Annotated in this window: 8 protein-coding genes; all 8 read left to right on the top strand. The window is 55.0% G+C overall.

Annotation, left to right across the window (positions count from 1 at the left end):
- Positions 1–181 precede the first annotated feature (181 nt).
- The 8 genes from HRF49_03680 (at position 182) to HRF49_03645 (ending at position 12,021) form a co-directional block, all read left to right on the top strand.
- Positions 182–2,821 carry a PKD domain-containing protein gene (locus HRF49_03680; GenBank protein ID MEP0813751.1) on the top strand — a complete coding sequence of 880 codons (2,640 nt, stop codon included), beginning with the start codon at positions 182–184 and terminating at the stop codon, positions 2,819–2,821.
- Positions 2,822–3,572: 751 nt separating this feature from the next.
- Positions 3,573–5,915, top strand: a complete 2,343-nt coding sequence (locus HRF49_03675) for a hypothetical protein (GenBank protein ID MEP0813750.1) — start codon at positions 3,573–3,575, stop codon at positions 5,913–5,915.
- Entirely contained in the window at positions 5,902–6,282 is a 381-nt protein-coding gene (gene csm2 / locus HRF49_03670; protein ID MEP0813749.1) for a type III-A CRISPR-associated protein Csm2, read from the top strand. Before HRF49_03675 ends, csm2 begins: the two co-directional genes overlap by 14 nt.
- Positions 6,283–6,292: 10 nt before the next feature.
- Positions 6,293–7,081, top strand: a complete 789-nt coding sequence (gene csm3 / locus HRF49_03665) for a type III-A CRISPR-associated RAMP protein Csm3 (protein MEP0813748.1) — start codon at positions 6,293–6,295, stop codon at positions 7,079–7,081.
- Between the two features lie 38 nt (positions 7,082–7,119).
- On the top strand, positions 7,120–8,301 hold the full coding sequence (locus tag HRF49_03660; protein MEP0813747.1) for a hypothetical protein: 1,182 nt from the start codon (positions 7,120–7,122) through the stop codon (positions 8,299–8,301).
- Positions 8,298–9,827 (top strand): type III-A CRISPR-associated RAMP protein Csm5, encoded by a 1,530-nt coding sequence (gene csm5, locus HRF49_03655; protein MEP0813746.1) that lies wholly within the window; start codon positions 8,298–8,300, stop codon positions 9,825–9,827. Before HRF49_03660 ends, csm5 begins: the two co-directional genes overlap by 4 nt.
- 3 nt (positions 9,828–9,830) lie before the next feature.
- Positions 9,831–10,961: a putative CRISPR-associated protein gene (locus tag HRF49_03650; GenBank protein MEP0813745.1), complete on the top strand. Its 1,131-nt coding sequence runs from the start codon at positions 9,831–9,833 to the stop codon at positions 10,959–10,961.
- Positions 10,962–10,965: 4 nt separating this feature from the next.
- Positions 10,966–12,021 (top strand): tetratricopeptide repeat protein, encoded by a 1,056-nt coding sequence (locus HRF49_03645; GenBank protein ID MEP0813744.1) that lies wholly within the window; start codon positions 10,966–10,968, stop codon positions 12,019–12,021.
- The last annotated feature ends 180 nt before the right edge of the window (positions 12,022–12,201 follow it).

Genomic DNA, 12,201 nt, shown 5'->3' with positions numbered 1-12,201 from the left:
GATAGATGGTTCGAATTTGATGGCGGTTGGGGCGATTCGAATTCGGTGCAACGGGGCGCTTTCGCTGTTGGCGTTGGCGGTGTTGCTCGCCGGTTGCAAGGCGGATGGATTGAGCCCGGGCCGAAGCGCCGCGGCGGACGCGGGAAATCATTTCCGGGTTGCGCAAACGGAGCTGTCCCGGATGGCTGTTCCAGACGGCGCCGATCCGAAGGTTTTTTCCCTGCTTTCCAAAAGGCTCTTATCGGAATTGGGCGAAATCGCGAACGGCAGAACTTCTTCGCAGCTGCCGCCGCAGTCCCCGCCTCTGATGCTTGAATCGGTTTCCAACGGGGATGGAACTTATTCCGTTTCGTGGCGCTATTTTCTGCCCGGCGACTACAACCTTGACGGGGAGGTTTCCGTTTCCGACATAACTCCTGTCGCTCTTCGATTTATGCGGTCGGTCACCGACGGCGAAGGCGACATCGTGGAAAAATTCATTGACGGCGACGGCTCGGGCGAAATCGGCGTGGGAGACGTGACCACCATCGCACTCAATTTCGGCGCCAGGTACAAAATTCAATTCGGGATTTACGATGTTCCCCCGTTTTATTCCTGGCAGGAAGAAAAATGGGAAACGGCGGCTCTTTACTTCGGAACCGCGTCGTTTGATCCCGCGGATGAGTCCGAGCTCCCGCTCGTCATGAATCTCGACCAATCCAGTTCGCATTACGGCTGGACAGGTGTCGAGATCTCCCCGGGCGGCCATGGTCTTCCTTCGGGAGAGTATTACTTCGGGTTGAGGGACGCCGACGGGGCATGCGAATTTACATCGAGCGCGCCTTTCCATCTGGGGGGAAGGGACGGCCCCTCGATCGCCGGCGTGTCTCCGCTTTGCGGCCTGCCGGGAACGGAGGTGCGGTTCGAAGCGGAGCTGACCGCCGGCGCGGGACCGTTCACGTACGAATGGGATTTCGGGGGGGGAGCGCAACCGGCCACTTCGACGGATGCGGCGCCGGTTGTGGTTCTTTCGACCGCGCCCGGCGTGTACGAGGCGAGCGTGACGGTTTCGAACAACTACTCTAGCGACACGTTCGCATGGTTTCTTGAAGTAAAAGCCGCGCCGGCTCTGTCGCGCGTAAATCCGCGTGGAGGCGCGCCCGGCGAGGATGTTCGATTCACCGCGGAGGTGGAAGGCGCCGGGCCGTTCACATATTTCTGGAATTTCGGAGACGCTGCAACGCCCGATACCTCCGACGAAGAGCGTCCGCTGGTGACCCTTACGGCCGTCCCCGGCGATTATCCCGCGAGTGTGACGGTTTTTAACGATTGTGGAAGCACCGAGTTCGAGTTTTCGGTGGGCGTCGGTGCGGTTCCTGAAATCCTGTCGGTTTCTCCCTCTTTGGGAATGGCCGGTCAAATCCTCGTGTTCGCCGCGGAAGTGGAGGGCGATGCGCCGTTCGACTATACCTGGAATTTCGGGGAAGCGGGAATCCCCGACTCGGCTGACAGCGCACAGCCGTCCGTCCGGCTGACGGACGCGCCCGGCGATTACGCTGCGAGCCTTTTGGTCGAAAATCATTGCGGCTCGTCGTTGCACAATTTCGTCGTGTCGGTAATTCCCGAATCCGCGGACGGATACACTTTGGTCGCGCCGCTCGGCGAAAAGAGAACGTATTTGATCGATATGGATGGAAATCCCGTCCACACATGGGACAGCAATTACTATCCGGGGCTTTCAGCGGAGCTTGAGGAAACCGGCCATTTGCTTCGGCTTGGATACGTGGGCGGTTTTTGGTTCAACGGGATGGGCAAGGCCGGAAGAATCGAGGAGTACGACTGGGACGGAAACCTGGTTTGGTCGTACGAGCTTTACGACTGGGAGCGATGCTGCCATCATCAATTCGAAAGGCTGCCCAACGGGAACGTGCTTTTGATAGTCTGGAACGCGTACTCCCGGCAGGATGCGGTTGACGCGGGAAGGAATCCCGCCGGTATATCCCAGTACGGAATGTGGGTGGATTCGATAGTCGAAATAGAACCCGTACTTCCCGACGGCGGGGAGGTCGTCTGGGAATGGAAAGCATGGGATCATCTCGTTCAGGACTACGATCCTTCGAAGGCCAACTATGGAAATCCCGCGGAGCATCCCGAGTTGATCGATTTCAACTTAAGGCTGGATTGCACGCTCGACTGGACGCACATAAACACGGTGTCGTACAACGCGGAGCTTGACCAAATCGCGGTAAGCCCTCGCGACTTGAGCGAAATCTGGGTGATAGACCACTCAACCACGATGGAAGAGGCCGCCGGGCACACGGGCGGAAGATACGGCCGGGGCGGAGACATACTTTACCGGTGGGGAAATCCGCAGAACTACCGCGCGGGCGGGCCGGGCAGTCAAAGGCTGTTCGGTCAGCACAATCCGTACTGGATCGAAGACGGTCTCGACGGGGCAGGAAATTTGCTCGTGTTCAACAACAACGCGGGAACGCTGGGCGGGGAGTCGTTTTCGTCGGTCGTCCAGCTCGCAACGCCGCTGAATCCCGACGGAAGCTACTATTTGACGGACGGAGTTTACGGGCCGGCGGAACCGGCTTGGCAGTATTTATCCAATCCGCTCGGGGATTTTCATTCGCAATTCATGGGCAGTGCGCAAAGGCTTCCCGGAGGGAACACGCTGATATGCAGCGCGCTTCAGAACCGGATTTTTGAAGTCAACCCGATGGGCGAAACAACGTGGGAGTTCGATTGCAGGTGGCAGGCGGGCGAGCCGTTCGATCTTTTCAAGGCGATAAGGTACACCCCGGACTATCCGGGGCTTTCCGCCCTGGGAAGCTGACCGCATTCGGCCGCCAAGGAAATCGGCGGCTGCGTTACTTTGGATTGCGATATTTCCGACGAAAATTAACGCGCCTCAACCGAGGGGCTTTAATTCCAAATATTCAAGCTCTTTGGAGAAAATCGCGCCGCGACCTGCCGAAACTTGAATTGTTGCGTCAGCCGTACGTTCAATATTTCACTTTCAAAGAAAAGCGAATGTCGCAAGCCGCTTGAAAGCGCAATGCATTGAACTTGTTTTTGAATGTGTTGACAAGGTTGTAAAAAAGCGCTAGTTTGTCATCCGGGCTGTCCAATGGGCTTCACCCGAGTAATTGGGAAAATGGCCTTTGGTTCATTTGAGGAGAAGGCACATGCAAGGGGAAGTGGACTCGGCTGGACGGAATTTGCCGACGCGCAGCCATAAGCTGTGCATGGCCGGACTCGTTCACGATTTGGGAAAAATCGGACAAAGAGCTTGCGAGCATAAAAAAGGGCTTTCACCCGAAGTGCTTTCATCGGGATATCAAACCCTGTATCTACCAAGTTCCGACAACCGCTTTTCGCGTTTCCACGTTCTTTATACGGGCCAGTTTCTTTTGGAATCCGGGCTTGGAAAAAGCGCGAGTTGGAAAGGGGTGGAGGGGATCGCGCTCGGTCATCACATACCCTCGACATTCGAGCAATGGATTCTCGCGCGCGCGGACAGGCTTGCGAGCGCCGCGGATCGCATTAAAGACTGTGACGATTCCCAGCCGGACTATATCAAGCAAATGCGCGAGCGCGCGCTCGTGTCGGTACTGTCGCTTTTGAGGCTGAAGGACAACGCAATCAAAGCGGGCGACGAAGCCGTGCTGCCGCTGTGCGCGGGATTCGAGGGCGTCAAATTGGATGCGCTTACATCGCCGTCCAAAACCAACGTGAATCAGGCCGGATATCAAAAACTTTGGGAGGGCTTGTTAAAAGAGTCGAAGGACGTCAAGTGGAACGATGACAGGGAAGCCGCGCTTGAAAAAGCGTCGGCGCTTCTGGAATGGTACGGATGGACGGTTCCCTCGGCCACGAACGCGTTTTCCGACATCAGCCTTGCTGATCACTCGAAAGCGGTGGCGATAATCGCGGCGGCGATTGGCGCGCTTTTCAAAGACGGCGACGGTGATTTCGATGAGCTGTTCGGAAGCGACGCGGCGCTTGGGCATCTGGCAAAGGAAGCGGAAAAGTGTTTTAAGGAAAATCGCGAATGGAATGGCGGGCCGTGCGGTGAAATCGAAAAAGAACGTTGCGGCGGCGCGCTTTTCAGAATAGCGCTCGGAGATTTGGCCGGGATACAGAAGTTCATCACCGATATCGAGGCAAAGGGCGCATCGCGGCAACTCAAGGCGAGAAGCTTTCTCGTGGATGTATGGGCGGACAGGCTCGCCGCGAATCTGGCTGCGGAATTTGGCATGCCGAAAGCGTGCCGGATATATGCGACGGGCGGCAAATTCCTTTTATTGCTGCCGAATATTGAGGACAGCGTCGAAAAAATCGGAGAATTCCTAAGAAACGCCAACAACGAATTAGCTGAAATCGCCGGAGCGGATTGCCCGCTTTCGTTGAGGCTTGCGAGTCTGCCGATTTCCCAAGCCGACTTGATGAGCAAAGGATTCGGAAAGAAGCTTCAAAAATTGCTTGACGAGGAACTGCCGCGCGCATCGTCGCGGCCGCCTGCGGAGGCCGGATTTTTCGAGGCTGTCGATCCGAGGTTTTGGGAGATGGATCGAAAGGAAGAAACCGAATTCGATCGCGACCTCGAAGAGCTCGGACGAAGACTGGCTTCCGCCGACAGAATTGTCGTTTACGGAAAGCAATCGGGACATGCCATCAAGGTGCCCGGCGCGGATGAGTGGATATTTGCGGGAAGCGGCCGCGATAACGCTGCGATCCTTTCGTTCGGATTGAACTCGATTCGCGGCGGCTGCGACGGATTGAGATACTACGCGGGCGCGAATTCGCCTACCTGGAAAGGAAAGGCGGGCGGCGGCCTTCAATTCTGGAAAGATCTTTGGGAAAAAAGAAATTTGGACGAAGACGAAAGCGATAATGAGCGACGGCCGATCACCTTTGACGAACTTGACGCCGCGGCTTGCTTGACAACCGGCTTCGGCAGAATCGGCGTGCTGCGAATGGACGTAGACAACCTCGGTTGGCTTATGGCAAAAGGACTGGACGAATTCGAAAAGTCCAAGCTTATCGAGGAAACCGGGGAGCGCCAAGCGTATTCAATGGGCCGGATGATGTCGCTTTCGGCTTCTTTGGTCAGGTTTTTCAGCGGCCTGCTCCCGATAATACTCGATGAATTTCGGTTTAAGTACGGCGAGGAAGAAATTCGCGCAGGCGACCTTGTGTTCACGATTTACTCCGGCGGAGACGACGCGTTCCTGGTGGGGCCGTGGTTTGTCATGCCGGAACTCGCGATGCGGATTCGCGATTGCTTCCGAAGTTGGACGGGCCGGAACGCGGATGTCGGGCTTTCGGCGGGTATCGCGCTTGCGGGCGGAAAATTCCCGATCTCGGTTGCATCGGAATGGGCAGGAGACGCCGAAAGCGCGGCGAAAAACCTTGGCCGGGAATTCGAACGGTCGCTTAAGAAGGATCGACCGGTCCGCAAGGACAGGATGGATTTCCTGGACTTCACCGCAACCTGGAACGAGTGGAATTGGATCAGGAAAAAGCGTGCAGAGCTTGTGGAAGTATCCGCAAAAATTAAAGATCAAGGGCTTATCCGCATGCTGGGCAAGGTCGCCGTTGCATATCTGCGCGGAAGAAAATACCTGCGGGAATTCGAACAGGCCGAGCGGCCTGAGTTTTTCAATCCGGGCCGGTGGAAGCCGCTGCTTGAATATTCTTTGTCCAGGATGAAGGGAAAAGAAGGCGATTCCGGTTCGGATGGCGCGCTGGCCCGCGAATTTTCGGCTGTGTTTTTGCCTTCCGGTGCAAGCGGCCGCGAAACGGTTTCAGGCGGACCGGACGGCAGGCAGCCGATCGAATACCTGGCCACAATTGTGCGCTGGGCGGATTACTTTTGCAGAAATAAAGTGAAGAAGGAAAAGGAGGTTCAAGATGTCGCTGGCTGATTATGTTAGAAATTCGCCAACCCCGGATTCGGCGGAAAAGATGATTCAAGAAGCCGAAGCCATTGCAAATTCGCTTGCGTCGCGAAAATTCACCATGACGCAGCTTCGCGGTATTTTCGGGCATGTGCGGCGACTTGATGCAATGGGCCAGGTTAAGCGGGACTGGACCAAGTTTAGGCTGCTGGAGCCCCGAATTCATTATCGACTGGAGCGTCACATAGAACAGAACAAGGATAGTCGCGATGCGGTAATTTCGTTTAAGAAAGAGATACTTTCCGCGTTGAAAGAAGTGGGAACGGACGATGGCAAATTCAACCGGTTCGTCGAAGCCTTCGAAACAATTGTGGCCTACATGCCGAGGAAATAAGGAGTAAGAAATGGGCGTACCGAGATTAACGAAGAAAATCGTTGCCAGATTCAATCTCGAGCTTTTGACCGGAATGCGCATCGGCGCGTCGGATCCAGGCATTGCAATTGGAGCAATTGACGCGCCGGTGATTCGGGATCCATTAACTAATGAGCCATACATACCCGGCTCGTCCTTAAAAGGCAAGCTTCGAAGTTGTTTGGAGCGTGTGCGCGGAGATTACGAGCTTGATGCAAATGGTAACGCTCTCCCATCGCAGAAACTAGATTCTGTTTCGGCTATGTTATTTGGAGTTTCGGCCGATAAACCGGAAGCTGGAGCAAGGCCATCGCGCCTTACCGTGCGAGATTCGTTTCTTACAATAGAATCACGGGAGAAATTCAGGAGTGCAGAGTTTTTTTTGGATTCGCAATTTGGCGAAGTAAAAACCGAGAACTCAATTGATCGACTTACTGGTGGAGTGAGTCGAGTCGGAGGTCTCAGAACTTTTGAACGCGTGCCTAGAGGGGCAGAGTTTTCCTGCGAGATGGTACTTTCCATCTGGGACACGGACGGCGACGGCAAAGAGCTTTGCGAAGCTCTGAGCAAATGCCTGACGCTGCTTGAAACGGAATATTTGGGCGGAAGCGGAACACGCGGCTATGGACAGGTCATGGTTTTGCCCAAGGATATCGTGGAAATCAAGTTCGTTGACGGAGCGATTTTGGTAAGGAAATTGGAAGACTGGGGCGACGTGATTCCGTTCAAATCCTTGCTGCACGGGGATTCGCGTAAGGAAATCGGGCCGGGAGCGGCATAGCCCTGCCGGTTCTCGATTGGGATTAGGAGGAGTTGGGCATGCCGCCTTTGCTTAAATTGATTTTGCACTTCGGGCGCTCCGCCGTGCACCACATCGGAGCGCGGTTCGTGACGCAGGAGCACGGCGCGCGGCTGCCGGAAAACGACACGATAGTTCCCGCCGCGGCGGTCGCATGGGCAAACACCACCGGCAAGTTTCCCGATGACTGGTTCGCGCCGGACGGCGGCGCCGTGGCCTGCTCCGGCCTGCTTCCCGTTCTGCTCGATGAGGACGGAAAGGAACATCTGTATCTGCCGGTTCCGCCGAAGTCCATTGAAATAAATCCAGCAGAACAGCTGCACTTGATCAAAGTGGTCAACAAGGTCAGGTGGCTGCGCGAGGATGTATGGAGGCAATGGGCTTCGGGCGTTGACGTCGCGGAATTGGTTCTCGGCGAATATTTTTCTGAATTCGAAAAGCGGAACGGAAAGCCGAAGGAGCCGCCGCTTACGCTTTCGGAGTATGACGGCAAATGGGTGAAACGAAGCGTCCAGGAGCGCGTGCTGCTGCAACCGGATATGCTTGAGGCGCGTGCTGAGCGGGAACGTGAGGCGATGAGAAATGATCGCAAGCCCGCGGATGAAATTGGCAAAGTGGTCGCCAAAGCCTCAGATCCATACCGCGTCGCTTCTTTCCGGTTCGCCAAAGGCGCGGCAGCCGCGGTTGTCGTGGATGCGGGCGGGCATGAGGCCGAGTTTATAAAGGCGGTCAAGTTGCTTGGATTGGCGGGCATCGGCGGAGATAGGACATATGGCTACGGGCAATACCAGTTCGAGCCGTCGAAAGACAAGTCTAATTTCAATCTTCCGGAGATTGCTCCTGCCGGCGCGGCGCTCACGCTGGGCCTGATGTATCCGGGCCACTCGCCCTCCGGCGAAATGCAATCCGCGCTTTCCCACTCCGCTTCGCGCTGGCAGGCGATTTCCCGCCAGGGGCGAAACACGGTGCCGGGAACATCGCAGATGGTCGTATCCAAACGCGTCAGAATGGTGGACAAGGGCGCGCTGCTTGCGGGGCTTGCTCCGGGCGCGCTCGGCCATCCGGTCAACGTATTCCCGGAATGCTACACGCCGGAGCCGCCGCTCGAACCTTGGCAAAAGCGCATCTGGCGCTCCGGGCGCACGATCGCATTGCCCGTCAAGCTGCCGGACGGAAACGGCTCCGCGGGAGGTGCAAAATGAGCACTAATGCGCTTTTCGATCCGCGCGTGGACAATCTCGGACTTCCGGAAATCTGGACGTTCGAGGTGGCGACCCCGCTCCACATCGGCAGCGGGGAGAAGCTTTCCTACCAGGCGTACGATTTCAGGTTCGACGGGGGGAGGATGTTTTATCCGGACTTGGCGGCGTTGTTCCCGCAGGGGGGCATAACGCCGAAACAGGGAATAAAATGGGACAAGGACGGCATTCCGGGCAGCCCCTGCTGGTCGGACTGGGGCGTCGCGCCGGAGCTGGTGCCGGCGTCGGGGAACGGCAGACCCCCGGACGATGGAGGCGGCGAGCCGTCGGGGAAATTCGAACCTGCGAAGCCGACGCCCGCCTCTACCGTTGAAGAGCTGCTCATTGCGGCGGAAACCCACATGGAAGCGGCGAAAGCGATCGGATTCGACCAAAAGTTTCCGCAGCATTGGGCATCGTGCGGTGAAGATGATTTCAAGTTCATGAAGCTTTTAAGAGACCGGGACAAGGTCAGGCAGTGCCCGAACCTGCCCGAATCCTGGGACAGGGAGCAGGGATTTATAGACTACTGGCGCGGCCTTAAATCCGCAAAGCATAAAAGTCCTACCGGCCGCGCCGCCCCAAAAGGCGCAACGGCGGAGGAAGATTGCGGCAACTTCGCCGACCTGAACGAGCTGCACCAGTTCATCCGGGACGGATTCGGCAATCCGTACATCCCCGGAAGCTCGCTAAAAGGAAGCCTGCGGACGGTGCTGCAGGCGAACCGCGACAAGCTTGCGGGTGACAAACGAATCGAAAACATGCGGCGCCCACCGGACAAGAACGATCAGCGCGATCGCGGCGGCGGCTTGACCGGCGATTTGGGGCGGCTGTTTCAGGTTTGCGACGCCGCTCTTTCTCCGCTGGCTTTGGGGCTTTACAGGATAAGCGTCGTCAGCAAAGGCAAGCCCGGCGCCCCCATAAAAGTGGAGGCGCTTCTTCCCGGAGCGAAATTCGCGGCTTCGATCCGCGTCGATGCATCGCTCAAAAAAGCGAAGGCGCATGGCAAACTAAAAACGTCGTTCAATCGGGATCAGGTCTGGCAGCTTGAGCAGGAAGAAGGAAAAAACGGCTGGCATGCCTTGCGCGGGATGCTCAAATCCTTCAACGAAGCGGTGGCGGGTTACCAGGCCGCGGGACTCGACCGGCGGGCGGAAAAGTCGCAGGACGAAGACGGCCGAAGGGCGCTCCGGCAGGCCGCGGAATGGTTGAAATCCACCGTGCTCGAATCTCCCGGCGGTTATCTGCAGCTCGGATTCGGCTCGGGCTGGAGCGGAATGACGGGCATCCCGGCGATGTACGACGACGAGAAGAAAATTATCGAGAACGCGAACAAAATCGGCAACCGGTTTTACAAATCAAGACTGAAAGACGGAAGCTACGGCCCGGGCAATCCCTTCCCGCTTTCGTTCAGGCTCGTCCACACGCCGGAAGGATGGCGGCCGATGGGGTGGGTGAAGCTGGTGGAAGTAAGAAACTTTGGAGCATAGAAAATGGGCAATGCGGTTACTCACCTTATTTGCACGGTGGGAACAAGCTATCTCAACCGACTTCGCGCGTCATACGATCCGCTTCCCGATGCGCCGCACATTGCGGTTAAAGAATCGGAACGCACCGATGAGGAGCTTAAAAGGGATTCCGCGGAACTGAATTCCATCTTGTGCGTTCTTCCGCAGGTCGGCGGCAAAATAGAGCAAATTGACTTTTTCGTTTCGGATACCGACGACGGCAGGTATATGGGGGAATTATACAAGGAGCTTCTTCCCAGGCTGTTGGATGGCAAACGGAACTCATGCAAGCTAAAGAAAGTGTTGATTACGCTAATTGAAGACCTGAAACCAATCTACAACCGCTTTTCGCCTTACGGTTTAAAAAACCTGGTCGTCAAAATGGTGGAACGAATACGCGCCATCCGCGAGCGCGAAAACGGTATCGTGGCGATAAACGCCACGGGCGGATACAAGGCACAGATCAGCTTTGCGGGTCTCATCGGACAGGTTATGGGCTGCGATGTGTGGTATCAGTTCGAGGATTTCAAGACCGCGGTCAGAATGCCTCCGATGCCCGTTTCCTACAGCATCGAGGATTGGCTGGACAATTGGGAAATTTTCGATGCGCTCGCGGACCACGACTTGCTGGATCCGAAGGAGCTTGGAATAAAGAATCCGGAGTCCTTTGTTTCGACGGCAATCGGCGCGCTGTTCGAATACGTAGAGAGCGAAAAAGTGATTTATTTGAATCCGGTCGGTCAATTGTTTCATGAAAAGTTCAAGGAAATCGTGAAGCGCGAAGGCGCAATTTGCGCTCCCAAGCCGCGCAAAGGCCGCTGGGTGGACGGCATCCACGACACTCCAAATTACGACAAGAATGTCATGGCCTGGCTGGACAAAACCTGCGACGATTTGAATTTCATCGAACGCAGGAATTCATTCGCATGGAGCGGCCCGTCGCTCCCCCGGCTGAAAGTAAAGCCCGGTGCTACGGTCAAGCTGATTAAGGTGGATATTTCCACGGAGCAGGCGACTTATCCGTTTGAATTTGTCACGACCGCCGCCACCAAGCGGGAGCAGAGCGCCGCGATGCATTTGGTCAAGGAAAAATTAATTGGCCTTATGAGGTTGTAGCGTCTTGAAATCGCCTAATTTATGCGAAAATATGCCTGAATCTTATGAAGTGGCGATAATGTTTATCGACCTTGTTGACCACGCGGAGAAAACGAAAGAGTGCGAGGACAAAGTGCTTCAGTGTCTGTTGTTTATGCTGAAGCATTTGATGATAGATATGATAAATGAAACACGCGGAAACCAATCGTTTAATTTTACTGGCGATGGGGCGCTAATTGGTTTCAGTCAACCCGAATACGCACTGGAGTTTTGCCTCAGCTTTAGACAAAAATGGCCTGATTTGCTGTCATCAATCCAAAATAAGTACAAAGAAATTAGATATCCTAAGGATTTGGAATTCAGAGCCGTGCTGCATTGGGGAACTGCATTTCCCATTCAGTATTATACTGGAGATCGTCAGGATCACGTTTCACGTGACATTATTATGGCCAGTCGGATACTAGCCAAGGTTAATGGGCCGGATGTTGTTGTTACGGATGAGTTTGTGAGCGCTTTAGGCTCCGACTATTTTCGACTAATGCCGACAAGCAATTACAAATTAAAGGGCGATCGAAAGAATAAAAGAAAAGTATTCAGGTTGGTTGGAGGGGGTGAAAAGGAAGCATCGCTATGGTATGAGTTGGGTTTGGCATATGCCCGAAGGGGACAGCATGAAAAGGAAATTCACGCATACAAAAAAGCCCTCCGGATTAAACCATCATTGGCGTCCGCGCTCTTTAACTTGGCGCGTGCTAATTATGATTTATGCAAATATTGTAAAGCAATTGAATTATTTGACCGATTAATTGTTGACCCTACGTATAGAACGGCTTCCTTATATTATCGTGGCCGCGCGAAATATGAAATAGGGGATCGTTTGGAGGAAAATGACGAGAAGCGAAATGAGTATTTTTGCCGGGCAATTGAGGATTTTGAATCGGCTTTGGAACTGGATAGATCTTACATAGAAGCGCGGGAGCTGAAGGAATTTGTAAAATCAAAAATGAACAATCATCAAAAAAGTGCAGCAATCAACTCCTTTGACAGTGAATTTGATCATGCCGAGGATTTTTATGCTTAACATGCCTTCTTGCTTTCACATCCTTGATCCCGATTGCGCTTTATCCCATCCACCGCGACGCGGAGCGCGGCATCGTCCGGTTCGGCAAGCCGCCGGAGCGTGCGGAGCGGACGGTTTTCGTCTTCCAGCCGGCTTCCGTAACCTCGAAAACGGCGAAAACCGGGGGAGGTTACACCAAAA

The organism is bacterium (genome assembly GCA_039961635.1).
In the GTDB taxonomy this organism is placed as follows: domain Bacteria; phylum 4484-113; class 4484-113; order JAGGVC01; family JAGGVC01; genus JABRWB01.
The sequence above is the reverse complement of the archived record's forward strand: the minus strand, read 5'-3'. Positions and strand labels throughout refer to the sequence as shown.

Excerpts from the sequence above, each read along its gene's own strand:
- HRF49_03680 (MEP0813751.1), top strand. The coding sequence starts at position 182 with ATGGCTGTTCCAGACGGCGCCGATCCGAAGGTTTTTTCCCTGCTTTCC.
- HRF49_03675 (MEP0813750.1), top strand. The coding sequence starts at position 3,573 with ATGCGCGAGCGCGCGCTCGTGTCGGTACTGTCGCTTTTGAGGCTGAAG.
- csm2 (MEP0813749.1), top strand. The coding sequence starts at position 5,902 with ATGTCGCTGGCTGATTATGTTAGAAATTCGCCAACCCCGGATTCGGCG.
- csm3 (MEP0813748.1), top strand. The coding sequence starts at position 6,293 with ATGGGCGTACCGAGATTAACGAAGAAAATCGTTGCCAGATTCAATCTC.
- HRF49_03660 (MEP0813747.1), top strand. The coding sequence starts at position 7,120 with ATGCCGCCTTTGCTTAAATTGATTTTGCACTTCGGGCGCTCCGCCGTG.
- csm5 (MEP0813746.1), top strand. The coding sequence starts at position 8,298 with ATGAGCACTAATGCGCTTTTCGATCCGCGCGTGGACAATCTCGGACTT.
- HRF49_03650 (MEP0813745.1), top strand. The coding sequence starts at position 9,831 with ATGGGCAATGCGGTTACTCACCTTATTTGCACGGTGGGAACAAGCTAT.